Genomic DNA, 24,008 nt, shown 5'->3' on the forward strand with positions numbered 1-24,008 from the left:
GCCTGGTCTGGTGACCTCACTGAGCTTGGTGATAGCCGCCAAAGTGTTTGATTGGTGACCAAGCGGGCAGGATCTCGGGCAATGCCGGGGAAAGCGACTGGTAGCCCTGAGCGCCGTAGACCACCCGGCCATCCATGACCGTCAAGACCGAGGAAATGGATTTGATCTGGGATTCCGCAATCGCAAAGTAGTCCCTGTCCAGCAGCGCGAAGTCGGCGAGGTGGCCGGGGGCGATCATGCCCATCTCAGATTCGGCGTTCAGGAACCACGCCGCATTGCGCGTGAACAGCCTCAGCGCTTCGGCGCGCGACAGACGGTTGTCCTTGGCCAGCACTTCGGCCCCGGAGACCGACTTCCCCGTCACCATCCAGCTGATGCCGACCCAGGGATTGAACGAGGCCGCGCGGAAGGCGTCCGTGGTCATTGCCACGGGGATGCCGCTGTCGACGAGCTGGCGCAGGCGCGGGGTCAGCAATGCCTTGTCACGGCCGTGGGTCTTGATGAAGGCGTCGCCGTGCAGCGCCATCTTGGTGTCCAGAGCGATGCCGCCGCCCAGCGCCTTGACCCTGGCGATATTCGTGGGACTGATGGTCTCGGCGTGTTCGATGCTCCACCGCAGACCATCGAGCGGCATCTTCTCGTTGAGCTTCTCGAGCGCATCGAGGAAAGGCGTGATGTTCTCGTCATAGGTGATGTGCTCGCGGAAAGGAATGCGCCGTTGGACCAGCTTGGAAATGTCCCGCTCCACCAGTTCTCGCATCTTGTGCGGCTCGATGATGACCGCCGGACGGTCAAAGTTCTCGTGGTCGTGCACCTCCACCGAAAGCAACTCGCCAGCGCCCTGGTAGGCGTGGCCATGGGCGAGGTGCGGGTGCAGGTTGTGCCCGGGACTGATCGGCGCCGTCTTCGTAATTGCCGTGATCTGCGCGTCCACCACGTTGAAGTTGGCGCCTTCTCCAAATTGGATGTCCACGAAGGGCATGCGGATGTTGAGGCGATTGTCGCGGGCAAGAGCATCCACGGTGGGCGCGGCCTTGGGGTAGCCGCGGAATCCCGTACCCGCATCGACGATGGACGTGACGCCGACGCGGTTGAGACTATGAATCGTCTGCACCAGGGAACTCACCTCCTCATCGAAGGAGAGCTGGGGGACCATCGTCTCCATGGCGATGAACGTGAACGTGTAGCCATGGACTACGCCGGTGTACCTGCCCTGCGCGTCCTTTTCCAGCTCGGTGCCTGGCAGCCGGGGGAACTTCTCGGTGCCCGCGCCGAGGGCATCCATTGCCTGCTGGTTCATGAAGGCACGGTTGTAGGCGTACTGCACGATCAACGGGCGATTGGGGACGGCCTTGCGGAGTTCGTCCATGGTGGGAAAGCGTTTCTCTTCGAACTGGTAGGGAGACCAGCCGCCAATCACCTTGACCCAGTGGCCTTCCGGCGTTCGTCTGGCTTGCTCACTGAGCATCGACAGGGCCCGGCGCAGCGTTGGAACGCCTTCCCATCGCAGGGTGTAGTTGTAGCCGCCCTCGTTGAGCACATGGGTGTGGGCATCGATGATGCCTGGGATGAGCCGACGGCCGCCGGAATCAATGAGCCGGGTGTTTGAGTTCTTCAAAGCCAGCACCTCGGCGTCCGTGCCGACCGAGTAGATGCGGCCGCTTTTTACGGCCACGGCGGACGCCGCGGGTTGTGCTGGATTGCCGGTGAAGATCTTAGCGTTATGCACGATCAAGTCCGCGCCGGGGGCATCCTGTCTGGCTTGTGCATGGGCGTTGGTCAAGCCATTCGCCACTATTAATCCGATCACGAGTATCAACTTCACTGCCATTCCTCATCGATGAATTTGAAAGAACACCGCGACGCGCCAATGTCGATCAACGGGTTGAACTTCGCCGCGGTGTGCGTCGAGGAGGAGGATGCTGCCGTCTTGCTTCCGCACAGTCACTGATCGTTCTTGACGGCGGTAGCACGATTCGCTCATGGACAGCGCTTCGATCTCCGCTGCGGCCCTCGTCAGACGTTAGGTCGCCGCAGCGGCAAACGGGTCTGGCTGACGCACCCCTTCGATCCCGGGGCACTGCTGCCTGTGCTCGGGCCGGACTCGGCCGGCCGGCCGCCAAATGAGCGATTTCGAACTGTCGGCCGCATGTTCCGACAGTGACGGCCCACGTCGGCCTTGGCAGCATCCTCTCTCCGAGCCCTTCAATTCCTCAACGATGCGAAGGCGTCAAGTACTTCAAGGAGTTTCCCCATGTCCAAAACAGGTCTCAACGCATTGCTTCGCCCTGAAGACAGCATCGTCGTTCTCATCGACCATCAGCCGTATCAATTCACCAACTTGAACAGCCACGACACAACAACGATCGTCAACAACGTCGTCGGGCTGGCCAAGGGAGCAAAGGTCTTCAATGTGCCGACCATTCTCACGACTGTGATTGAAGAGCGCGGTGGCTACATCATCAAGCAGCTGCAGGATGTATACCCCGACCAGAAGCCGATCAACCGCACATGGATCAACACCTGGCAGGATCCGCATGTCACGGACATCGTGAAGAAGAGCGGCCGGAAGCAGCTCGTCTTGGCGGCGCTGTGGACGGAGGTCTGCCTGGCGCAGCCGGCGATTCAGGCGCTAGGCGAAGGTTATGAAGTCTTTGTCGTGACCGACGCATCGGGTGGAGTCTCGGCCGAATCGCACGATATGGCCGTCCGCCGACTCGTCCAGGCCGGTGCGGTCCCCATCACCTGGATGGCCGTCGTCAGCGAGTGGCAGCGCGATTGGGCCCGAGAACAAACCGCGGTCGAGTTGGCAGGCGTGATGGCCGAGCACGGCGGCGCCAGTGGCATCGCATATGCGTGGGAAGTGCAGCTCCTCGCGTCTGCGGGAAAGGCGGCCACGCTGGGCATGTGAAGAGCAATGCGAGCTTGCCTGCGACTGAGTCCGCCCACGCATGTCTACAAATCCCGGGAGTCTCGGGCTTTGCCTTGCGCCGAAACGGCAGCGACAGCCTGAATGGAGAAAGCCATGAACTCACCCAACGACCTGCCGATTTCTGTCAACGCCAACTTCCGCCGCGTCACCTTCAGGACGCGGGGCCATACGCACGGTCCGGTCACCCGATTGATGAGCCCCTCGGACCTTGGTCACGTCCTCAAGCCTTATGTCTTTCTCGACCTGTTTGACGTCGACCTTCACGACCCGCGAGCAGGCTTCTCCATTCATCCGCACTCGGGACTTGCAACGATCACCGTCATCACCGACGGCGACCTGCGATTCGACGACCCGGCAGACGGAACAGGTCACATCGGTTTCGGCGGCTTCGAGTGGATGCGCGCGGGCAACGGCGTGTGGCACGGGAAAGAGCTGTCCGGCGGGACGACTCCGAAAGCAAAGGGATTTCAGCTCTGGATTGCGTTGCGTCCCGACCTTGAGCACGCGGCCGTAGACAGCCAGTATGTTGAAGCCGAGCACGTGCCGACTGTCGGACCCGCGCATGTGATTCTCGGCAGCTATGAAGGCGTCCACAGCCCAGCTCGCGCACCTGAGGGCGTGACTTACCTCCTGGTGAGGCTGGCCGCTGGCACCGAATGGACGTTCATGCCACCTCCGACAGAGCCGCTCGCCTGGCTGGCGGTCTCAAGCGGTCATTTGATCGGGGACACGCCAGCCGATGCCGGCGAGATGGTCATTTTTGAGCAGGCACACCAGCGCATCGAGCTGAAGGCCAGCTTAAGTGGCGATGCAATCTTCGTGATCGGCTCCGCAACACCGCATCGCCATGATTTGCATCTCGGGAGCTATTCCGTCCACACCTCCGCAGACTCACTGGCGAAGGGTGAGGCCAACATCGAACGCCTGCGGCGGCGCCTGATCGCCGCGGGCGATCGACGAAACGCCAGCGGCACGGTCCCGGTCTTCAAGGACTGAGCATCAGTCTGTGGCCCAGCCCGACGCACGGCGCTCAGCCCGCGCGAACGTCCTGTCCTATCCAATCAAGCTGACAACTCAACGTACGTTCCGAAGCTAACCATGTTCAAGTTCATCTCGCGCATTCTTGCAGTCAATATCCTCGCATCCGTTGCCTTCGAGGGCGGCGCTACCGAAGCCAAGCCGACGATCGTCTTGGTTCACGGTGCGTTCGCTGACTCGTCCAGCTGGAACGGAGTGGTCTCGCTACTGACCGGCAGCGGATTCACGGTAGTCGCCGCCGCCAACCCGTTGCGAGGGGTCGCCAGCGATGCGGAATACTTGGCGTCGCTCGCACGATCGATTGCCGGACCGGTCGTCCTTGTCGGTCACTCATACGGTGGCGCGGTCATTTCGGCCGCAGCCAACGGCCTAGGTAACGTGAAGGCGCTCGTATTCGTCGCAGCCTTTGCTCCGGACCAGGGCGAGTCCGCGCTGGCCCTGGCAGGAAAGTTTCCTGGATCGACGCTGGGAGCGGCTTTGGCTGCGCCTGTGGAGCTGCCTGACGGTGGCAAAGACCTGTACGTCCAGCAGGCCAAGTTCCCGCAACAGTTCGCTGCGGACGTTCCGCTCCCACAAGCGAAGGCCATGGCGGCCACTCAACGGCCGATCAGAGCAGCCGCCTTGGAGGAAGCATTGCATGCCCCTGCTTGGAAGGCCATTCCCAACTGGGCCATCTACGGAACGGCAGACCTGAATATCCCGCCTCAGGCAATGAGTTTTATGGCGGAGCGTGCGAAGGCAAGAAAGATCATTGTGATCAAGGGTGGCTCACACGCATTAATGGTGTCCCATCCGGCGAATGTGGCAGCGCTCATCCGGGAGGCTGCAGGCAACTGACAGCCTGGCCGTAATGAAGCTTCGTCCGAGCAGTGCGGGCGTCGCGTGTGTGATGTCGAAGTTCAAGATCGGTCGTGATCTCGCGCGTTTGGGCGCACGTCAACCGAACCGTCTGAGTGGCTGCGCTCTGTCGCGTCTGACCACGGCTTTAAAAAAGGAACATCGAGCGTATCGATTTGGGCGCGCCGTCTTTACGATGCAAGGACGACGAAAGCCTGCAGTTCGGCCATCTTGCCATCACGGAATCGCCAGACGTCGCAGTACGCATAAGGCCGTGTGTTCCCATCCTCGTCCGTTGACGTGATCTCACCGATTGCGGCAACGAAGTCGCCATCGCCGATCATGTGGTGAACCCGGAAACGGGGCGGCTCTTTATACGCGACGGCCATCCACTCTCGAACGGACTGCTTGCCTCGCAGGATCGTGTCACCCACGAAGTTCCAGACGGTGTCTTCAGTGCAGAACTTCAAGAACCCTTCGAAGTCGCCGTCCATGATGGCGGCGTTGGCGGTCGCGAGGATTGTCTTGTGATCTTCGGGCATTTCAGCGTCTCCATCCATTGACCTGCCCCCTCCTGCCGTGCCATTCATAACGAGGAAGTCCGGGGTTGCAAGATTAATTGATCTCGGTGGTTGTTGAAGTGGATCGAGCTGCATCGCCAGCGCGCTGGCGATGCAGCTCGGCGAACTTCGACGGAGGCATTCGGTGGCAACTGCTGTGCGGCCTGACCTCGTTGTAGTCCTGGCGAACTCGTTTAGCAGCACGTCGAGGTCATCCGCATGGATGTCCGGGTTGGGCCCGGATTGAAACCGAGCGACGGAGAACTGCAGTGCCTCTGCACCATCCATTCGTGCGAGCGTGGGCGGGGTGCCTTCGGGCAGGTCGTCGCCGACGTTAACCCAACCCGAAGGAAGCTCAATCAGGACATCGGCAAAGGCGCAGCGGTTGCTCATCAGCCGGGTCAATTTTCGGTGGCAATCAACAGTCTGCGGCAACAACGTTAACGCGCTCTAAAGGAACGACTCTGGAATCAGCAACGATTGCATGTAAAGTTTTAGACGGGTCCAGACATCCGAGCCGGGCTCGGAATCAATCGTCGTCTTTTGACTGTTACTGTCGACAAACAACCACTCCAAATCGCGCTCAGATCCTTGCTTCAACCGAACTTGGTAGGAGGCATTTTTCTTAAGCAGATCCATTAGGCTAAGCGCCTCCGCAGCCAGACTAGGGCTGCGTATGAGAAGTCCGAATTCGGTGTTTAGCCCTTGTGAGCGAGGATCGAAATTTACAGATCCGATGAACATCTGCTTGCGATCGATGACCGCAGCTTTGGAATGCAGACGCAAGGGTGCGTTGGCAATCTCACCGGGAAGCAGCAATCGCTGGCCAAGTTGTGGATGCAACTCGTATATTTCTATCCCAGCACGAAGCATATTGTCCCGGTAACGACGGTAGCCGGTGTGCACCACGGGCTCGTCAGTGGCCGCCAATGAGTTGGTCAGCAGGCTAATCCGGACACCGTCTCTGCGACTAACGCGCGCGTGCTCCAGAGCCTCTGTTCCGGGAACTAGATAAGGGGAGGAGAGCCAGATCTCACTTTGTGCGCCACGAAACTCAGTCGCCAGCAATTGATGACTGTTGTCCAACAGTGCTCCGCTTGGCAAACGATAGCTTTGCTGCTCGCCCCGGGCCTTTGCAGGCGAGTCGGCAAAAGCTTGGGCAGCGCCATATACCATCCGTACCGACCCGGCATTGATTTCGTCCACTACTGGCAAGCGACCCATTCGGTCCAGGCCGCGATACGGCGACGGATTAGGTGTGTCTATTCCGTTCACGCGCTGGTCGAAGGCACGCCGCAAAGTCTCAACTGGTGCAACTGGCTTCAACACTGATGGTGCCGTCCTCACCTGAGTCGAGTTCCAGTACTCGTCAAAAAGGCTGGACATCTGTGGAACCACCGGGCCCGCAACGAGTACGTCAAAATCGAAGAAGTTGGATTGAGTGCTTCGCATGAAGTACTGGTCTCCAAGATTTCGCCCTCCCGTAATAGCCAGGACGCCGTCAGCGACGAACATTTTGTTGTGCATTCGTCGGTTGAGTCGCGCGAAGTCCAGCAGTGCAGCCGCAAAACGGCTTGCGATGGCGCCGCGCGTCGGGAAAGGATTGAAGAGGCGAACTTCAACGTTTGGAAATGCGCCAAGACCGTTGAGCAACGTTTCCAGATCCTCGGTGTACAGGTCGTCCAGCAACAGCCTCACGCGAACACCACGCAGTGCGGCGTTGCGCAGTTCACGTAGCACCAAGCGCCCGGTTGCGTCGTCGTGTAGGTGGTAGTACTGGAGGTCAAGCGAACGCTGTGCGCCACGCATGAGCTCCAGCCTTGCGTCGAGGCCGCCTGGGCCAAGCATCATTCGAAAGCCGCTTGCCTCGGGCGGCGCTTCACTGATCGAGGACCGTGCAATGCTGTCCAGGCGGGTGAGAGGCTCCTGAACTGCAATTGCAGTGGTCGAAAGGCGAGGATCCTCTTCGGGAAGAGTAGCGCAAGCAACGAGTCCAAGCGCTAGTACGGCGACGCCAGCAAGGCGTGCTGTTCGACCATGTCCAAGGATGGCCAAACAGGTAGCAAAGACATCGCACCGAACTGGTGAGATGAGCGCGCTAAAGCGGAAGCCATGTGAGTGGCGCATACCAAGGTCTCTCAGGCGATTGATCCTTCATCCGCAGCCAACATGGCGCCGGCGATCGCTCTTGCAGCTGATTCAGCCTTCACAATCGATTGCCGGTAGGTGATAGCGACGTCGGCGCCGTTATCTGCCAGCGCCAGTGCGATTGCAGCGCCGATACCTCGCGATTCTCCAGTGACCAAAGCCCGTTTCCCCGTCAGATCAATCATTGCGTCCTTCCCGCTCTGGTGTGGTTCTGCGTGTTCCCACGAAGAGACATGCACATTACGCCGTCCCGCCGGACGCTTTTAACCGTGACGCACGCCATCGTCAGCACACCCAGAGATGTTGCCGAGGCCAACGTTGCCCGTCACTGTCAGATTTTGCTGTGGCCAGTTTGAAATCATCATTCGTCTGAGGGACAACAGACGAGCGTTATCTTGACTCGGTCCGGCACGAGCAGGTGTCGCCGCTCTTCCCTTCGCCGTGGGCATCGTTTTCGGGGCTGGCCTCAGCTCCAAGCTCGTGGCGAAACTCGCTCCCCGCTTCGTCGTGGTCCCCGATCTGCTGGTCGGCGCCGTGGCATGCTCTGGCTCTCGCGCCTTTCGTCGGATTCGAGCTATTTCGCGGATGTGATGCCCGGTGTCTTCGCGGTCTTGCTTTCCGCCTGTGGTGGGGGTGGCGATGGCGACACTCAGCCAGCTCCAGCACCGCCGGACTCGCTCGCGACCTATCGAGAACAGACTATGAAATGGGAGGCTTGTGACATCAGCATCCCCGGAATCGACGATGAGGTCACCCGCGCCAGATGGCGCTAGGCGACCGAGTTCGCTGTACGAATGTGCGTGTCCCGCTGGACTACGAGAACACTGCGCGAGGCGATGCCTCAGTGGCCATGCTGCGTGTGACGCTGCCAAGCCGTCCCAGCGGCGCGGTGCAATTTTCTTCAACCCGGGTGGCCCGGGAATGGACGGGCTAAGCCTGACATTTGTGCTTGTCGATGCCTTTGGGGGAAGCAATCCCAACAACGTCCAGGGCAAACTCCAGCTTTGACTTCTGGACGAGGTCGACATCATTGGCTTCTCGCCGCGCGGAACCGGCGCAAGCTCTCGGCTGCAGTGCGCCACTATCGAACTGATGCCGTCAGCAGGAAGTCGTCGTGCGCACCACTGAGTCCGCGAAGCCGGAGCCAATCCAGTTTCATGATGCGCTTGAGGCGAGCGAACAGCATCTCCACCTTCTTGCGATCCCTGCGCGACTGGCTGTACTCCGGTGTCTTTGCCCCGTCTCGCGGGCATGCAAACGGCGAGCCAGCTACTGCGATTCGGGCGAGTTTTTCAACACACTCGGCGGCGGTTTCGGCCATTGATCGCTTTTTGCCGTGACCAAGACCGGCACAACGGCCCCGCGATCAGGCGCTCTTCAAGGTCTTCAGCAGGCGCGCATGCTCTCCATGGCGGGCTGTCGTTTGTCGAGAGCTGCGCACAAAGTGCGAGGCTGGCCAGTAACAAAAGCGATCTGGTCATTGCGCCAGCAGCTCTTCCGCTAGTAGCTGCACCACTGCGTCGCGGACCCAGCGCTGAGCAGCGTGGCCGTGGCTGCGCTCATGCCAGACCATATTCACGTCGAAGCCTTCTACCGGGAACGGCGGCGAGATGCAAACCAGTCCTGCACTGCGGCGGCCTTTCAGCAGCCGCGAAGGCACCAGGGCGACAAAGTCAGACTCCTTCAAGATGTCCGGCACTGTAAGGAAAGATGCTGCCGACAGCACCACCCTCCGGCCGGACCCCATCGCTTCCAAGGCATGGTCAACCGCCGTGACAAAGTTGCCTCCGCGCAGTGACACCACCACGTGCTCAAGCAACGCGAACTCCTCGACGCTCAGTCCTTCCCGCAGCACTGGGTGTCCCTGGCGGCCGGCCAGCAGGTACCGTTCGCGAAACAAAGGGCGGGTTCGCAAGCCGGGTGGCGCGGTGTGGGCAGTCATCAGTGCCAGATCGACCTCCCCCCGCATCATTTGATTCTCCAACTGCGGCACGTCGAGGTTGCGTACACCCAAGCGCACGCCAGGCGCATCGCGGCGCAGCCGAAGCGCTAGTGGCTGCACGGCCGCCGCCTGGAGGTAGTCGGTACATGCAATATGCACGACCAGCTCTGCCCTGGCCGGGTCGAAATGCTGGTGCGTGGCAACGGTGGCTCGCACCTGATCCAGTGCTTGGCGCAAAGGCGCAAGTAGATCCAGCGCCTTGGCGGTCGGCGTCATGCCACGCTGAACCGGTATCAGCAGGGGGTCGTCGAACATCTGACGCAACCGCGCCAGCTGTGCGCTGACGGCAGGCTGGCTCAAGTGCAGGCGGGACGCTGCGCGGGTGACGTTCTGCTCGGCCAGCAGCGCCTCCAGAGTGACTAGCAGGTTCAGATCCAGGCGTTTTCTGCCATCCATGGCTTGGATGATAGCCATCTCGTTTCTCGATTTCACTAATAAGACCAAGTTGGCCAAACTGCAGCGCTGCCTCTCCATCTCTGGGGGCGGTCCAACCCCCTGAGCACCATCTCTCATGTCCAAGACTGTTCTGATCATCCATGCCCAGCCCGAGCCGACCTCGCTCACCCGGCACCTGGTGGGCGTATCGCGTCAAAGCCTTCAAGCCCAAGGTCACACGGTGCTGGAGTCCGACCTGTATGCGATGCGCTGGAAGGCGGTGTTCGACGCCGATGACTTCCCGCAGCGGTCCGATCCCGAGCGCCTATCTTTCGGCGCCGAATCGGGCCACGCCTATGCCACGGGTCAGCAGACGGCCGACGTGGCGGCCGAGCAGAGGAAGGTTCTGAGGGCTGACGCCGTGATTTTTCAGTTCCCGCTCTGGTGGTTCGGCATGCCGGCAATCATGAAGGGCTGGATCGACCGCGTGTGGGCCGCTGGCCTCGCCCACCAGTATAAGAACGCGGGTAACGCATACCGGTACGGCGCGGGCGCTTTCCAGGGCAAGCGCGCCCTGCTCGCGGTGTCCACAGGTGGCCCCGAGACCGACTACGGGCAGCGCGGAATCAATGGGCCGATCGAGCAACTGCTGTTCCCGGTCACCCACGGCTCGCTGCACTTTCCGGGCTTTGACGTGCTGCCCACCTTTACCGTCTACGGCGCCGGCCGGATGGACGCCGACCACGTAGCCCGCGCCGAGGCCGTATGGCGGCTGCGCCTGGATGGCCTGTTCACTGATGCGCCTATTTCGTTCCGGGCCCAGAACAGTGGCGATTACACCAACCACAACGAACTCAAGCCGGAGATCGCGCCAGGTCAAACCGGCCTCATGGCACACATCGAGAACGAACGATGACATGGTGGGGACTACCACGTGAAAACGCTGGCCATCCTGACCCGTCGCCAGGACGCTGGCACCGACGATTCCGAGCGACTGGGCGAACTGGAAACCCGGGCTGTGTGGCGGGGCATGGCTGCTGGGATCGTGCGCGCTGTGCACGGGCTGGCCGACGGTCCCGGAGCTGCGCTGGAGCTGGAAACCAGTTCCGCGGAACAAGCCCGTGACTATGTCGACGCTTTGCCGCTTGAGGCTGAGAACGTGTTGCACGTGCAGATGGTGCCGTTGAAGCCGTTCCCTCAGTTCGCTGCGCTCGCACAGGGCCGCTGCATCCCATCGCGAACATGACTGAACCGACCCTGGAAGAGAACCTCGAAATGCCGTTGCAATCCATCCAGCCTGCGAACTTGTGGGACTCGTCGCCATACCTGTTTAGCCAAGTCGTCCGAGCAGATTCCCCCCGAGGGTTGGTCTTCATCGCTGGCCAGGTCGCGCTAGCTGCCGACGGCACGCTGATCGGTGTGGGCGACATTGATGCCCAACTCAAGCAAGTCTTCGCCAACCTTCGGGTAGCGGTTGAGGCGGCGGGCGGCACGCTGAAGAACGTTGCCAGCTTGACGGTGTATCTGAGGGACATCGCTCATCATCGCAACTACCTGCACGTGCTGGCCGAGGAGTTCGCCGGAGTTCGGCCGGCAGAGACGCTGGTCCAGGTCTCAAGGCTCGGATTGCCCGAACTGCTCGTTGAGATCCAGGCCCTCGCTGTCCTTTAATGAAGCGTGCTTCGCCGATTATTCGGCGCCGGGGCTGCCGCAGTTGGATAGCCGGAGCAGGGGGTCGCGATCCACCATCACATGCTCGCTGTGCACACAGCTAGCGCATCCCCTTCGTTATCAGGAGCGACGAAGGTCCGCTTCTGGGCCGGATTCTGACGTACCGGGGCCAGGTCGTGCGATGGGGCGCAGCGCTGCGCTGTGCGCCTTTTCGGCCGATCGCGAGCAGGGCATTGGCGTGGCCGCACCATCGAGGCTGTCGGATGTTTTCGAACTCTATTTCTTCATGCACGGTAGAGTAGCAGGCAGATTTTTGAACTCGACTTGCCTGCTTTGAACTCCAATAGCTTCGACCAGCTTGAGGTCGAAAAGGCAGTTGCCTGTGCCATCGCGCCGCAAACGTGGTTTGGGACAAAGTGACGTGCTCAAACGCTTCTGCGATGGAGTGCGCCAACTTATACGGCCTCTTTGACGTGCGCCCAAACGCGCGAGATCACGACCGATCTTGAACTTCGACATCACACACGCGACGCCCGCACTGCTCGGACGAAGCTTCATTACGGCCAGGCTGTCAGTTGCCTGCAGCCTCCCGGATGAGCGCTGCCACATTCGCCGGATGGGACACCATTAATGCGTGTGAGCCACCCTTGATCACAATGATCTTTCTTGCCTTCGCACGCTCCGCCATAAAACTCATTGCCTGAGGCGGGATATTCAGGTCTGCCGTTCCGTAGATGGCCCAGTTGGGAATGGCCTTCCAAGCAGGGGCATGCAATGCTTCCTCCAAGGCGGCTGCTCTGATCGGCCGTTGAGTGGCCGCCATGGCCTTCGCTTGTGGGAGCGGAACGTCCGCAGCGAACTGTTGCGGGAACTTGGCCTGCTGGACGTACAGGTCTTTGCCACCGTCAGGCAGCTCCACAGGCGCAGCCAAAGCCGCTCCCAGCGTCGATCCAGGAAACTTTCCTGCCAGGGCCAGCGCGGACTCGCCCTGGTCCGGAGCAAAGGCTGCGACGAATACGAGCGCCTTCACGTTACCTAGGCCGTTGGCTGCGGCCGAAATGACCGCGCCACCGTATGAGTGACCGACAAGGACGACCGGTCCGGCAATCGATCGTGCGAGCGACGCCAAGTATTCCGCATCGCTGGCGACCCCTCGCAACGGGTTGGCGGCGGCGACTACCGTGAATCCGCTGCCGGTCAGTAGCGAGACCACTCCGTTCCAGCTGGACGAGTCAGCGAACGCACCGTGAACCAAGACGATCGTCGGCTTGGCTTCGGTAGCGCCGCCCTCGAAGGCAACGGATGCGAGGATATTGACTGCAAGAATGCGCGAGATGAACTTGAACATGGTTAGCTTCGGAACGTACGTTGAGTTGTCAGCTTGATCGGATAGCGTCCGGCAGGGCTAACCGACAATTCCAAACGGCGGACGGCTCTAGCGCTGCCTGTTGCCGTAGGAGTCGCCATAGTTCGGAAGAGCACCCGCCTTGTTTTCTGCCTTCAGTTCCGCTCGTTTGGCGGTGCGCTCGGCCCTCCGTTCGGCCTTTGGGGGTCGCGAGACCGCACTACTTGGTTTGGGATTACCTTCCCCCGGCGCGAAGGCGCGTGCCGCTTCGCCTCCCGCGGTCTTGCGGACTTCACGCGCTTTTACCCGGTCTGAGCGCGGCACCTTGGGGCGACTTTCAGGAACTGGATCACCTTCACCAGGTTTGAACTCACGAGCAGCCTCCGCCGCCTCGACTTTTCGCTGCTCGTGAACCTGCGCCGCTTGAGGCTTGATCTCAGCCAAACAGCTCAAAGAGAATCCTAGGAACGCAACTCCGATGACCGACACATTGGCGATTGATTTCATGATTGGTACTAACTGGGGGTGGAAGAAGGAGGATGCCCCCATGACCTGTGAAGACCAGGTCTGAGAGGCTTCCAATCATTGGTCAGCAGCGCTTTGCCGGCAACGTTCTGAAAGCAGATGCCTTATCCTCCTTAAGAGAGACGCTACCGATTCACGAAGCGATAGCTCACGCGAGGGGGCACGGCATCAATTTGCGCTTGGTCGAACCAGGCCGTTGCGCCGCACTTTTCACATCATCGGCATCATCGTAAAGACACCGGAATAAGTGGCGCCGCGAAAAGACAGCGGTGCCAATGCGTGGGTGCCCCAACCCAGCGCGCTCACGACATGGCCTGTATACCGACGCAGGCCAGAAACGACATATCGAGCGTGGCACCGCCCACGGTCTCATACACGACGTCGAACCCCTCGTCCGCCATGTGCTTGACGTCTGAGCATCGTCGGCCTCCTCACCCGGTCGGCGTCAAGAGGGCCTTGAGGCCGCGCTTACCATGGTGCTCAAGTTCGAACAAGGTCGAAGTGGGCGTTTCGTACCTCCGCGACGACCCGAAGTTCCGCAACCAGCGCACTCTCGTAGTGACGGGTGAGCGCGCCGAAGAGTCAACCTCGCGCGCTCTACGCGGAATTCGAGCGGCATCGCGCCGACAGTCGCCAAGGTAAGAGCGCGCGGCACACCGATCACTGGCGCGCGGTGCACGGTGGTCGGAGGAGCAGGTGTGGGCGAGCATTGCGCACCGCCGCATACGGTCACAACATGGACCAAGACGAGCTGCTGTGCAGATGCAAGCCGATCTGGTCGCGCTCGGCTACCAGGGCTCCTACAACCGCGTAGTGGCCTTCGCACGCCCGTGACTCCGCGCCCGCCAGCGAAGCCAGACCAGTTGCGCCCGAATTGCGGATGCTGCTCCGACGCTCCAGACGCTCACGATCACGGTCTACGAAAGACGTGCGCAAGGAGATCGCCGCCCGGCAAGTCCTGCGGTTCACCCTTCTGCCGTACACGGACGTAGCGCTCCGTCGCGACGAGAGCCTTTAGGAGCTTCGAAGATTCGCTTTCCGTCGCCGCACGAGTCTCCGCTCAATGCTTACCGCGTGCCTCGCCTGTGTTCGGGCAGTGCCCACCAGTTGCAACCCAGGCCTTCATCAGTTCACCGAACTCCTTCTGCGTGCCCGGCGGTGATGCAGGCCCAAAGTTCCAGCCCATGCCGATCACTTTGTCTTCGACGCTATGCTTAAGCATCTTGTCCGTATCGGACTTGCCGCGTCTATCCTTGAGCTGCGCGCATATCTGCGGCAGGGTCAGCCCTTGCCACGCCATTTTGGCCGGAGCCACACGCCAGCGAATGTCGTCGAAACTGCCACCCGTAGGTCCACTTACCGACGAGTGGCAAGCGACGCAAGTCATCGCGTTGCCGGCACCCCAGCCACGCGCGCCGCGTACTACCAGCGGACGATGCAACGTCATCTCATCCCGCTGCGTCGGGGAGTCGCCATTGGGATGGCAGTTCAAGCATCTCGGGTGCTGAAGCACCTTGCCGGCCTCAATGAAGAGGGCCGCCGAGCGCGCTCGGGGATCTTGAATGGCATCGAATTCCGAAACTGCCTTCAAAGGTACCCCCGATGGCGATTCGGCCGCCTTGCTCGACTGCGGCGGTCCCGAGGCGGCCTGGGCCAGCAGCAATCCGGACAATGTGGCCACTGTGCAGGCAGCGCGGCCAGCCGTCAACAAACGACACACAGCCATGGTCACACTCCTTGTACGAAAGGCAGTCGTAACGGGCGCGGCTTCCCCAGCCGTGCCAGCGCATTGGCCACCGCGGGGGCGATCGGCGGCACGCCAGGCTCACCTACTCCGCTGGGCGGTGCGTCAGACCTGACTAGGCGCACGCTCACTGCGGGCATTTCGTGAATGCGCAGGGACCGGTAGTCGAAGAAGTTGCGCGAGATGCGGACACCCTTGTTGAATTTGATCTCGCCGTACATCGCCACGCCCAGCCCGAAGCCGATGCTGCCTTCCATCTGCTGACGGACGATGTCCGGATTGACGACCTGGCCGCAGTCCACCGTGCACCAGACCCGGTGCACGACCGGCTCGCCTCCCTTGCCCAGAGAAACCTCGGCGATCTGCGCGACGTAGGTGCCGAAACTCTTGACCACGGCCACACCCATCGCGCGGCCTTGCCGGGGCTGGCCGCCACGCCAGTCGGCCATCTCCGCGACCAATTGCGTCACCTGGCGCAGACGCGGTGCGTCTTTGCCGGCGAACAGCTTCAGCCGCGCGGCAACGGGGTCATCGCCGATCAGCTCGAAGCAGTGGTCGAAGAACGTCTCTGTCACGTAGCCCGTGTGCATGTTCGCCACCGATCGAAGCGTGGCGACCGGAATCCTATTTGTGATCGGATGCAGCACGCAGCGCACGTTGGGCACGTCGTAGGGCAGATCCTCCATTCCTGCGGCCATCAACTCCACTGCCACGGGAGTCACCTTGCCGCCAGGATCGGTGATCGGCAACGGCAGCGGCATCTGCGTCGACACATGCGCTTCGAGCGCCACGATCTTGCGGTTCTCGATCACGGCTTGCCAACGGTGCGCGACCATCGGGCGGTAGAAGCCACCCTGGATGTCGTCTTCGCGCGTCCACACCAGCTTGATAGGCCTACCCGGGCCCATCGCCTTGCATACCTGCGCCAGCTCGCCCACCATGTCGCCCCCGGTGTCGATACGGCGGCCGAAGCTGCCGCCGGCCATCACCACCGTTTGACTGACGGCCGATGGCGGAACGCCGAAGACCTTGCCGATCTCGATCAGATCCGTTGTCGGTTGCTGAGCGGCGAAGCGGCAGCGCACCGAATGGCCGTCCCATAGCATCCAGCCGTTGAGCGGCTCCATAGGCGCATGCGCCAAGTACGGAAATAGGACTTGCGCTTGCACGCGTTGGCCCGGGCCGGCAACCCGTGACGGGTCACCGCGTCTGCCTACATCCAAGCCTACATCGTCCAGCGCCCCGACGAATTCCGCGTAGAGCTCTTCGTTGCCCCGCGACTCCGCCTCGCTGTCGTCCCACGTGGCTTGCACCAGCCGGCGTGCCTTGATTGCGGGATAGGTGCTCTTGGCGTAGACCACAACGCCGCCGGGCACTTCCTTCACCTCGACGACGTCGCGTACCTCCCTGGCCTTTGCGGCGTCGAAGGATTTCAGCTTGCCGCCGAAGCGCGGCGAGCGCAGGAGCACAGCGACCAGCGGCTCGCCTTCGTCGATGTCTAGGCTGAATATGGCGCGGCCGCTGGTCTTGTCGTCGATATCCAGACGAGGCGTAGCGCCTTCGACACCGATCAGCCGAAACTGCGATGGAGACTTCAGCATCACGGTGGATGGCGGAGCAAGCTTGGCAGCGGCATCGACGAACTCGCCGAACCCGCTGCGCCTGCCGCTGGCCGCGTGCACTATTTGGCCACGCTCGGTGCGCAACGCTTGGGCTGGCACCGCCCACGCCGTCGCAGCCGCTTGTAGCAAAACTGCGCGGGCCTTGGCCCCGGCTTCGCGCATCAGCACGAAGCTATTGGCGATCGAGCTTGAGCCGCCGGTGGCCTGCAGCGGCGATTCCGGTGAAGACAACATCGGATTGCTGAAATGCTCGATGTCAGCCGGCGCGAGCCAGACTCTGACCTGCTGCCAATCGGCGTCGAGCTCTTCGGCGACCAGGGTTGCCAGGCCGGTGGCCACTCCTTGCCCCATCTCGAGGTGTTTGCATACCACGTGCACCAGGCCGTCTCGGCCGATGCTTACGAACGCATTGGGCGTAAACCCCTTTGCAGTGAGCGCTGTCGGCGCGATGCCGGTAGAACCCGTACGGGCGGTGGCCGCCGCTGCGGCCCAGGCGCGGCGAGGCGCGGCGAGCGCGAAGGCCCCGACGAACAGGCCCATAAGGGCCAACATGTCGCGACGCGAAAGCTTACCGATGCGCCGCGCATCATTGTTGCGGAGGACATCCGTGTCATCGAGCATCATGCACTTCTCCTCTTGCTTTGCAGTGTCCGCGCGGCGTCATGCATCGCGGCGCGGATGCGGGTGTAGGTCGCGCAGCGGCAGATGTTGCCGGCCATCGCCAGGTCGATGTCTCGGTCGGTCGGCCGCCTGTTCTCCTTGAGTAGAGTCACGGCGCTTACAACCTGCCCGCTCTGGCAATAGCCGCACTGCGGCACGTTGTGGTTGATCCACGCCCGCCGCACCGCGGCCGCTTCGGGTCCTTCGAGCTGCTCGATCGTCGTCACGGCCTTGTCGCCGACATTGGAAACTTGCACGGTGCATGAGCGCACTGCCCTGTCGCCAACGAGCACGGTGCAAGCGCCGCATTGCGCCACCCCGCACCCGTACTTCGTCCCGGTCAACCGAAGTTGATCGCGCAAGACCCACAAAAGCGGCGTGTCGGCGTCGATATCGAATTGGTGGACGTTTCCGTTAACGCGCAAGGTGTAAGGCAAGTCACTCTCCTCGTAATCATTGGATGCGCAGCCCCGGATTGAGGCAGGGGCATGTGATGACAAATGTCCATCGCACGGCCGTGTGACGCATCACCCCTTGGGACGACCTCGTTGCTGGTCTTCGGGTCTAGACCACGCCTGTTCTCACCAACTTCCTTTGGCGGGCGCCACCGCTAGGCTCCGAACTCGTGCTAGCTGTGGTGCTCGGCGTAGGGTGAGCGGGCGAGGCCCCTTCAAGATCAAGGGCATCGGCGCCCGACAGCAAGCGGCGTCGACGCGATCAGCTCGCCCTAGAGGTCGCGACGTATGCCACGCCAGCCCGAGCCGTACACCAAGCCGACGCAGGCCATGTCCGTACACCGATTGCCGGTCTGGACAACGGCGGCGTTGAGGGTGTCGGGCCAGGAACAGCTGGCGGTCTAAGCACAGCGTGGCGGCAATGAGGGCAGCTAGAACGCTGCTGATCGATGCAGTCACGTTCCGGGAAGCCGTCCCCTGGGTCTGCACACCTCGATGGCGCCCGAGCTTAATGACCGAAGATTCGCCGTTGGTTCGGATCGAGGATTCCTGCCTGGCGCCGGAGCCGTCACCCGGCTGCGACGAAGCGGTCCGCCAAGGCCGCTTCGTAGACGGCACCACCGTCCCGGCCAACGATGTCGAACGGCAAGGCACCTTGGAGCCAGTCATTCGGTTGAGCAAACCAGAACGCCAGCTCCCAGTCGTCGAACACGTCCGACAGATGCGCGAGCACGCTAGCCACGCTCGGCCGTACGACGAGGCCGGCCGGGGCAAACTGGAACATCGGTATGAGCAACTGGGAGCGCCACTCCAGCCTCAGGATCGTTCTCCGGACGATGCCCCGCCGGTCAATGAGCGGCGCTGTTCATGGTTTCTGCACTCTGCGCGCTGTGGGCAGCGCCCGGCGGTTCGTCTCGCGGCTCGCGGCTCGCGGCAGTGACCCTGCAGAAGCGCCTATAGCATGGGGCTGCTGAACGGTCTCGGAACAGCGGCGGCTTGCAAGGCTCCCGCGGTCGCCGACAACGTGTTGCAGGCTAGGCCCACCGACGTCGTCGGAGCGCTAACCGGTAAATCCAGTTGCAATGTGCTCTGCATCACGTGGAGCCGTACGGCCTGGCTGCGGAATTTCATTTCGGCGTTTCGGCGACCCTGGCGCCACCACACAGCGGGCGACTGCGGCAACCTGACGCACTCCTCGCCCATGGTCCCAGCCGAACGGTGGCCTCAAGGTGCGCGGACGCAGCCCTGTCGACGGCCCCCGCGAAGACTGAGAAACTGCGCCGCATGGCTTAAAAACTTAAAACATTGAGCTATGTGCACTAATCGCGCCTCACGACAGCAAGGTAAGTCACTTACCTTGTGGCCGTGCGAGTGGTGGAGGCTTGGCCACTTGGGTCTAGTGCCTTAGTTGCTAAGTCTCGCGTTTGCTGCTGCGCCAATCGGGAGGCCTTCGCGTTTCTCTTGATTCGCTTAGGAAACAGGCAAGGTGGTTCCTAAGGAAGGTCTGAACAACGCAGAAACGGCAGCCGTCTGAGGTCGTTCGATTTGAGATCGTTCACCGGATCCATGATCGAAGGCGCGTCAGCGTGAGGTCTCGGCCGTGTTTGCGGCCCTCAGGCCACCTTCGGACGGACTGCTCCCATGAGTTGTCGTCGCGCCATCCACAGGTTGGACAGCGCGAACAGGGTCAACAGATGCGCGGTGTTCTTTTGCAGGCCACGAAAACGCACCTTCATCAAGCCGAACTGGCGCTTGATCACGCGAAACGGGTGCTCCACCTTCGCGCGCACGCTGGCCTTGCGATGCTCGTGCTTCTGCAATCGCGCCTTCGCACGCCCCTCGGGCAACTTGGCGATGTCGCTCGGCCGGGCAGCGATGTGCCACTGCAAGTTGTCGCGCTGCACACGCGTTTGCGCGCCCCGGTAGCCGGAGTCGGCCCAGACCTGTTCTTCCTTGCCGTGAAGGAGATCGGCAACCTGTTCGACATCTGCTTCATTGGCCGATGTGGTCGCCACCGAGTGGACCAGGCCGCTGTCGGCGTCCACGCCGATGTGCGCCTTCATGCCGAAGTGCCACTGGTTGCCCTTCTTGGTCTGGTGCATCTCCGGGTCGCGCTCGCCCTCGGTGTTCTTCGTGGAACTGGGTGCCGCGATGATCGTCGCGTCGACGATGCTGCCTCGCTTGAGCAGCAGCCCCTTGCGCGACAAGTGCGCATTGACCTGCTTGAAGATGTCCTCGGCCAAGTCCGACTCCTCGAGCATGTGGCGGAAGTTCAGGATCGTCGTCTCGTCGGGGATCGGCTCGCCCAGAGTCAATCCGGCGAAGTTGCGAAGCGAGGCAATCTCATACAGCGCTTCTTCCATCGCCGGGTCGGACAGCGCAAACCAGTTCTGCATCAGGTGCACGCGCAGCATCGCCTCCAGCGGGTACGGCCTGCGGCCTCGGCCGGCCACTGGGTAGTGCGGCTCGATGACCTTCAGCAGCGCCTTCCAGGGCACCACCTGCTCCATCTCTTCGAGGAAGACCTCGCGCCGCGTCTTCTTGCGCTTGCCCGCGTACTCCGCGTCCGAGAAGCTGATCTGGCTCATCACTGCTGTTCCTTTGAACGAATCAACGTCTCAGGGGATGATCGGTGGACTTGTTCAGACCTTCCCTAAAGCAGGGTCTTTATGAAACGCGGGCCTTACGCCATGCAGATGGGGTTGCCCCTGTAAGCTTTCTGAAGGTGCGCCCGAAGTGCACGGCGTCTGCGAAACCGGTTGCTTCCGCTACATCATCGAGGGATATGTTGGCTGATAGCAGGAGCGCTTGCGCTCGCTCGATTCGCGCTTGCAACTGCCATTGGTAGGGCGCTAAACCAGTTGCTGCCTTGAATGCGCGGTTGTAGTAAGAGGGCGAAAGTCCCGCAAGCGATGCTAGCGTGTTCAGGTCAACGCGAAGCGGCAGATTAGCCTCAAGAAAACTCACTGCGTTCCTGAGCTGCATTGGTGACAGTCTCGGTGTTCGCTTTGTCTCGAGATCTGCTCGCCCGAACATCCGAATTGCCAATGCTGCTATGAGTGCGTCGCCGTACAACTGAACGGAAGGATCCGGATCGTCAACGACGTCCGCGAGTAGCTTCATCATCGTAGCAATATGGTCATCAGAGAACCGCAAAAGAGGAACGTCTCCAGTATTTCGCACTTTCTCCAGGTGGCATGCTTCACGTAGCGTTGCGGAATTGAAGCACATCCTAACGTCTCGTGCGTACCGAATGTCGCCGCTATATCCCCAGATTGTCATTCCTGCTGGGACAAAATTCACCTGCCGCGGCTTGTAGTGAACGCGACATGGGATATCTCGATTCAATCGTGGTTCTGATCGATATGCTCCGACCTCTTCTAGTATTAACCCAATACGGGATTCGTCCTCGAATGGAACTTCATACATTACCCGACCAGCACAGGTAAACTGTGCGTGGATGACCGTCACGCCCGACCATACGCGTGTCGAGCTATTTAGGTTGAGCACGTTCTCCGGCAAGTCGACAGAGGTTTGCATTGCTGAATGCTCATTCTTGGATATAGCGTCCACTCCCCAGCAAAGGGAGCAGCGCCATATTCCTCTATAAGATTAGATGAAGTCGACGATGCGTTCAAAGTTTCTCTAAGCTAGACGGTACGCCTGCTTATAGCCACCGCAACGCTCCTCGGCCATGGACATCGCGCAGACACCCTCGGAATAGATCAATGAACTATTGCAGTGACGCGAATTTCGAAGCGCATCGTCGGAAGCCCAAGTGCAGCGACGCCCACTTGGGTCCATATCGGTGCATGGTTCGGCATGTACTGCCGGTATAGCTTCACTATCGTTTCGTTCACGATCGGTGGAAAACCGCCGACGTGATACGTGTTCACGTGGACGACGTGCGACCAAGTTGCACCTGCCGTTCGTAGCACGAGCTCAACATTCCGGAACGCTGCAGCAATTTCATCCTCGATCTGTTCCGGAATTTGGAGTGAGTCATTCCAGCCACCTTGCCCGGACGTCTCAACTCGATTGTCGATCTTGACCGCGCTAGAAAAGTGGAGCTCCGTACGGAAAAATTCACCAGCGCCGGGCGCGACAAAAAACTCAGGCTTGCTCATGTTCATGTTCATGTTCATGTTCCAAATTCAATGTTTATTCGGTCAAGCTTCTCAAAGCGAATCGTGGGCGTTCTACTCTCCCAATTTCTTCCTTTCACGGAAGGCTGCAACCTTCATCCGATTTCCGCAGAGGGCCATGCTGCACCAACGACGGCGGTGCGACTTTGTTTGGTCATGAAAGATGAGCGTGCAGTCAGGAGCCTGGCACTGCTTTACTCGGTCTAAAGAAGAACTAACAAGTAGGTCGACTATGGCCTGTGCGATCGGGTACAGCAGACCGGCAGCCCCGTTGTCTCGACGTTTTGACAGCACCTCAAAAGTCTCCCTTTTGCTGTTCCATGCCAGTTCGTGCAAACCACTCCCCCTCTCGAGCACATGGTTCACAACTCGCGTGTCGCCGTATTCCCTGGCCTTCGCCGCAGAAACTAGCGCTCTCGCGCTTTCGCGGAGGACCAGCGTAAGACTCAGTAACCCAGGTGGCACTTCGCCGAAGTCATTTGGAAGCTCGCCAACCTGCTTCAGCCATCGCACTACACTCGCATCGTCCACAAAGCATTCACGTTTCGCTGAGCCCGTCCCATAGCGGGTGTTGAGGAAGTTAAGTGCAAGGTGATCGCCGATAAGCGGGGGTTCGTCCGACTGCAAAGTACTGTGCATTGATGGAATGTAACCTCTAAACACGCCATTGACAAGTTACGACTCCCAGTGTAACCTTTGAAATTAATTATCTAGGTTACAAGGTACTACTCATGTCCTCCGACTCTTCCGTGGTGACAACTGGGGAGCTAGCTGCTGCTGTCTCATCCGGTACTGTCAATGCTCGCGATCTCCAAGTCCGCCACCGCTTCGAAGAAGTGGGTGACGTGAGGGTGTTCTACCGAGAGGCAGGGGACCCGAGCTCGCCAAAGATCCTTCTTCTGCACGGCTACGCAGCCTCATCGTTCATGTACCGCGGGCTGATTCCGCTACTTGCAGACAAGTATCACGTGATCGCCCCTGACCTTCCCGGCTTCGGGTTCACAGAGGCACCTGCCCGTGGCTCGTACTCATATACCTTTGACCAGCTCGCAAAAACCATTAATCAATTCACCGAGCAACTGAAGCTTGATCGCTATGCCATGCAAGTGTTTGACTACGGCGCCCCGGTCGGATGGAGGCTCGCTGTAGCCCACCCGTCACGTATTACAGCGATCATTTCTCAGAACGGCAATGCTTATGCGGAAGGGCTTGGTAATGGCTGGGCTCCGATTCAGAAGTACTGGAAGGAACCTACGCGGGAAAACCGCGAATCCTTGCACGAATTCCCAACGCCGTCTTCGATCAAGTGGCAGTACCTGGAAGGTGTGCCTGATCCGAGCCTCGTGCCGCCCGATGCCATCGCCCTCGAAAGCTATCTGGTGTCGCGTGCCGGTAACGCGGACGTGCAGTTAGATCTGCTGCTCGACTACAGGACCAACGTCGCGAAGTATCCTGAGTTCCAAGCCTACTTCCGCGAGCATCAGCCACCGCTGTTGGCTGTTTGGGGGAAGAACGACCCCTTCTTCCTCCCAGCGGGTGCCGCTGCATGGAAGCGCGACATCCCTGGAGCTGACATCCGGTTTTACGACACTGGACACTTGGCACTTGAGACCCATGGCGCCGAGATTGGAGCGGTTATCCGGGCGTTTCTCGACGCGCACGTAAAGTGATGAAACTCGGGCGGGTATGCCGACCCAACGCTCGAAAAGCGCCAAGTACACTTCGGGTGCAACGCATTTCGCAAACTTGCAGGCCTTATCAAAAAGCGCGCTGCGGCTTGACGCGGCGCGCCCGATCACGGTCATGAGGGAGCCCGATCAAGCGTTGACCTTGGCTCCGCAGCAAAGCGTGCTCACCGGAGGTTCCAGCTGCCCGCAAGTGCAAGCTTCAGCAGGGAGGATCCAGCACATTTAGAGAATGCTGACTCGCCCGCGCAGCGCAGGTGTTGT

At 60.7% G+C, this 24,008-nt stretch carries 21 protein-coding genes and 3 pseudogenes; 7 read left to right on the top strand and 17 right to left on the bottom strand.

Annotation, left to right across the window (positions count from 1 at the left end; all coding sequences use genetic code 11):
- Positions 1–16: 16 nt before the first annotated feature.
- Complete coding sequence (locus QFZ42_RS22200; RefSeq protein WP_307703043.1) at positions 17–1,825, bottom strand: amidohydrolase; 1,809 nt, start codon at positions 1,823–1,825, stop codon at positions 17–19.
- A 429-nt stretch (positions 1,826–2,254) separates the two neighbouring features.
- On the opposite strand from QFZ42_RS22200, the gene QFZ42_RS22205 reads away from it, so the two are divergent.
- From QFZ42_RS22205 to QFZ42_RS22215, 3 genes are all read left to right on the top strand, one after another.
- Positions 2,255–2,911, top strand: a complete 657-nt coding sequence (locus QFZ42_RS22205; RefSeq protein WP_307703044.1) for a hydrolase — start codon at positions 2,255–2,257, stop codon at positions 2,909–2,911.
- Positions 2,912–3,025: 114 nt separating this feature from the next.
- The gene (locus tag QFZ42_RS22210; protein ID WP_307703045.1) at positions 3,026–3,928 is read left to right on the top strand and encodes a pirin family protein; all 903 of its coding nucleotides are present in this window, start codon (positions 3,026–3,028) and stop codon (positions 3,926–3,928) included.
- Positions 3,929–4,030: 102 nt separating this feature from the next.
- On the top strand, positions 4,031–4,807 hold the full coding sequence (locus QFZ42_RS22215; RefSeq protein WP_307703046.1) for an alpha/beta fold hydrolase: 777 nt from the start codon (positions 4,031–4,033) through the stop codon (positions 4,805–4,807).
- A 191-nt stretch (positions 4,808–4,998) separates the two neighbouring features.
- On the opposite strand, the gene QFZ42_RS22220 is transcribed toward QFZ42_RS22215, so the two are convergent.
- The 5 genes and pseudogenes from QFZ42_RS22220 to QFZ42_RS22240 all read right to left on the bottom strand — a co-directional run bounded on the left by QFZ42_RS22220 (position 4,999) and on the right by QFZ42_RS22240 (position 9,931).
- Positions 4,999–5,463 (bottom strand): nuclear transport factor 2 family protein, encoded by a 465-nt coding sequence (locus QFZ42_RS22220; protein WP_307704289.1) that lies wholly within the window; start codon positions 5,461–5,463, stop codon positions 4,999–5,001.
- Between the two features lie 354 nt (positions 5,464–5,817).
- Positions 5,818–7,176 (bottom strand): phospholipase D-like domain-containing protein, encoded by a 1,359-nt coding sequence (locus tag QFZ42_RS22225; RefSeq protein ID WP_307703047.1) that lies wholly within the window; start codon positions 7,174–7,176, stop codon positions 5,818–5,820.
- Positions 7,177–7,547: 371 nt separating this feature from the next.
- Positions 7,548–7,700: pseudogene (locus QFZ42_RS22230) on the bottom strand (SDR family NAD(P)-dependent oxidoreductase); the annotation flags it as partial.
- Between the two features lie 896 nt (positions 7,701–8,596).
- A pseudogene (locus tag QFZ42_RS22235) lies at positions 8,597–8,752 on the bottom strand (transposase); the annotation flags it as partial.
- 240 nt (positions 8,753–8,992) lie between these two features.
- Positions 8,993–9,931, bottom strand: a complete 939-nt coding sequence (locus QFZ42_RS22240; RefSeq protein WP_307703048.1) for a LysR family transcriptional regulator — start codon at positions 9,929–9,931, stop codon at positions 8,993–8,995.
- A gap of 97 nt (positions 9,932–10,028) precedes the next feature.
- Here QFZ42_RS22240 and QFZ42_RS22245 point away from each other — a divergent pair, with 97 nt between their 5' ends.
- Genes QFZ42_RS22245 through QFZ42_RS22255 form a run of 3 tightly spaced genes read left to right on the top strand, consistent with a single transcriptional unit; the run spans position 10,029 to position 11,563 of the window.
- Positions 10,029–10,808, top strand: a complete 780-nt coding sequence (locus QFZ42_RS22245; protein WP_307703049.1) for an NAD(P)H-dependent oxidoreductase — start codon at positions 10,029–10,031, stop codon at positions 10,806–10,808.
- Between the two features lie 18 nt (positions 10,809–10,826).
- Positions 10,827–11,138 carry a hypothetical protein gene (locus QFZ42_RS22250; protein WP_307703050.1) on the top strand — a complete coding sequence of 104 codons (312 nt, stop codon included), beginning with the start codon at positions 10,827–10,829 and terminating at the stop codon, positions 11,136–11,138.
- Positions 11,135–11,563 (top strand): RidA family protein, encoded by a 429-nt coding sequence (locus QFZ42_RS22255; protein ID WP_307703051.1) that lies wholly within the window; start codon positions 11,135–11,137, stop codon positions 11,561–11,563. The genes QFZ42_RS22250 and QFZ42_RS22255 overlap by 4 nt, the downstream gene beginning before the upstream one ends.
- Before the next feature lie 571 nt (positions 11,564–12,134).
- Here QFZ42_RS22255 and QFZ42_RS22260 read toward each other — a convergent pair.
- The 11 genes and pseudogenes from QFZ42_RS22260 to QFZ42_RS22310 form a co-directional block, all read right to left on the bottom strand.
- Positions 12,135–12,911, bottom strand: coding sequence for an alpha/beta fold hydrolase (locus QFZ42_RS22260; protein WP_307703046.1), 777 nt, complete (start codon positions 12,909–12,911; stop codon positions 12,135–12,137).
- Between the two features lie 87 nt (positions 12,912–12,998).
- Complete coding sequence (locus QFZ42_RS22265; RefSeq protein WP_307703052.1) at positions 12,999–13,415, bottom strand: hypothetical protein; 417 nt, start codon at positions 13,413–13,415, stop codon at positions 12,999–13,001.
- Positions 13,416–13,646: 231 nt separating this feature from the next.
- Positions 13,647–13,828, bottom strand: a pseudogene (locus QFZ42_RS22270) (quinone oxidoreductase); the annotation flags it as partial.
- Between the two features lie 665 nt (positions 13,829–14,493).
- Positions 14,494–15,159 (bottom strand): Isoquinoline 1-oxidoreductase subunit, encoded by a 666-nt coding sequence (locus QFZ42_RS22275; RefSeq protein ID WP_307703053.1) that lies wholly within the window; start codon positions 15,157–15,159, stop codon positions 14,494–14,496.
- A gap of 2 nt (positions 15,160–15,161) precedes the next feature.
- A complete protein-coding gene (locus QFZ42_RS22280; protein WP_307703054.1) occupies positions 15,162–17,423 on the bottom strand; it encodes a xanthine dehydrogenase family protein molybdopterin-binding subunit in 2,262 nt (753 codons plus the stop codon).
- Entirely contained in the window at positions 17,420–17,896 is a 477-nt protein-coding gene (locus QFZ42_RS22285) for a (2Fe-2S)-binding protein (protein WP_307703055.1), read from the bottom strand. The genes QFZ42_RS22280 and QFZ42_RS22285 overlap by 4 nt, the downstream gene beginning before the upstream one ends.
- 586 nt (positions 17,897–18,482) lie before the next feature.
- Positions 18,483–18,698, bottom strand: a complete 216-nt coding sequence (locus tag QFZ42_RS22290; RefSeq protein ID WP_307703056.1) for a hypothetical protein — start codon at positions 18,696–18,698, stop codon at positions 18,483–18,485.
- 829 nt (positions 18,699–19,527) lie between these two features.
- Entirely contained in the window at positions 19,528–20,502 is a 975-nt protein-coding gene (locus tag QFZ42_RS22295; protein WP_307703057.1) for an IS5 family transposase, read from the bottom strand.
- 79 nt (positions 20,503–20,581) lie between these two features.
- Positions 20,582–21,454 (bottom strand): helix-turn-helix domain-containing protein, encoded by an 873-nt coding sequence (locus tag QFZ42_RS22300; protein ID WP_307703058.1) that lies wholly within the window; start codon positions 21,452–21,454, stop codon positions 20,582–20,584.
- A 185-nt stretch (positions 21,455–21,639) separates the two neighbouring features.
- Positions 21,640–22,059: a RidA family protein gene (locus QFZ42_RS22305; protein ID WP_307703059.1), complete on the bottom strand. Its 420-nt coding sequence runs from the start codon at positions 22,057–22,059 to the stop codon at positions 21,640–21,642.
- A 54-nt stretch (positions 22,060–22,113) separates the two neighbouring features.
- On the bottom strand, positions 22,114–22,698 hold the full coding sequence (locus tag QFZ42_RS22310; protein WP_307703060.1) for a CGNR zinc finger domain-containing protein: 585 nt from the start codon (positions 22,696–22,698) through the stop codon (positions 22,114–22,116).
- 92 nt (positions 22,699–22,790) lie between these two features.
- Here QFZ42_RS22310 and QFZ42_RS22315 point away from each other — a divergent pair, with 92 nt between their 5' ends.
- Positions 22,791–23,729, top strand: coding sequence for an alpha/beta fold hydrolase (locus tag QFZ42_RS22315; protein ID WP_307703061.1), 939 nt, complete (start codon positions 22,791–22,793; stop codon positions 23,727–23,729).
- Positions 23,730–24,008 lie beyond the last annotated feature (279 nt).

Origin of the sequence: Variovorax paradoxus, from assembly GCF_030815855.1 — a bacterium.
In the GTDB taxonomy this organism is placed as follows: Bacteria; Pseudomonadota; Gammaproteobacteria; order Burkholderiales; family Burkholderiaceae_C; genus Variovorax; species Variovorax paradoxus_M.

Bases quoted from the DNA above. Each gene is read 5' to 3' on its own strand.
- QFZ42_RS22215 (WP_307703046.1), top strand. From the start codon at position 4,031: ATGTTCAAGTTCATCTCGCGCATTCTTGCAGTCAATATCCTCGCATCC.
- QFZ42_RS22300 (WP_307703058.1), bottom strand. From the start codon at position 21,454: ATGCAAACCTCTGTCGACTTGCCGGAGAACGTGCTCAACCTAAATAGC.
- QFZ42_RS22290 (WP_307703056.1), bottom strand. From the start codon at position 18,698: ATGTTCCAGTTTGCCCCGGCCGGCCTCGTCGTACGGCCGAGCGTGGCT.
- QFZ42_RS22310 (WP_307703060.1), bottom strand. From the start codon at position 22,698: ATGCACAGTACTTTGCAGTCGGACGAACCCCCGCTTATCGGCGATCAC.
- QFZ42_RS22260 (WP_307703046.1), bottom strand. From the start codon at position 12,911: ATGTTCAAGTTCATCTCGCGCATTCTTGCAGTCAATATCCTCGCATCC.
- QFZ42_RS22240 (WP_307703048.1), bottom strand. From the start codon at position 9,931: ATGGCTATCATCCAAGCCATGGATGGCAGAAAACGCCTGGATCTGAAC.
- QFZ42_RS22275 (WP_307703053.1), bottom strand. From the start codon at position 15,159: ATGGCTGTGTGTCGTTTGTTGACGGCTGGCCGCGCTGCCTGCACAGTG.
- QFZ42_RS22255 (WP_307703051.1), top strand. From the start codon at position 11,135: ATGACTGAACCGACCCTGGAAGAGAACCTCGAAATGCCGTTGCAATCC.
- QFZ42_RS22305 (WP_307703059.1), bottom strand. From the start codon at position 22,059: ATGAACATGAACATGAACATGAGCAAGCCTGAGTTTTTTGTCGCGCCC.
- QFZ42_RS22245 (WP_307703049.1), top strand. From the start codon at position 10,029: ATGTCCAAGACTGTTCTGATCATCCATGCCCAGCCCGAGCCGACCTCG.
- QFZ42_RS22280 (WP_307703054.1), bottom strand. From the start codon at position 17,423: ATGATGCTCGATGACACGGATGTCCTCCGCAACAATGATGCGCGGCGC.
- QFZ42_RS22220 (WP_307704289.1), bottom strand. From the start codon at position 5,463: ATGCAGCTCGATCCACTTCAACAACCACCGAGATCAATTAATCTTGCA.
- QFZ42_RS22295 (WP_307703057.1), bottom strand. From the start codon at position 20,502: ATGAGCCAGATCAGCTTCTCGGACGCGGAGTACGCGGGCAAGCGCAAG.
- QFZ42_RS22225 (WP_307703047.1), bottom strand. From the start codon at position 7,176: ATGCGTGGCGCACAGCGTTCGCTTGACCTCCAGTACTACCACCTACAC.
- QFZ42_RS22265 (WP_307703052.1), bottom strand. From the start codon at position 13,415: ATGAAATCAATCGCCAATGTGTCGGTCATCGGAGTTGCGTTCCTAGGA.
- QFZ42_RS22205 (WP_307703044.1), top strand. From the start codon at position 2,255: ATGTCCAAAACAGGTCTCAACGCATTGCTTCGCCCTGAAGACAGCATC.
- QFZ42_RS22210 (WP_307703045.1), top strand. From the start codon at position 3,026: ATGAACTCACCCAACGACCTGCCGATTTCTGTCAACGCCAACTTCCGC.
- QFZ42_RS22315 (WP_307703061.1), top strand. From the start codon at position 22,791: ATGTCCTCCGACTCTTCCGTGGTGACAACTGGGGAGCTAGCTGCTGCT.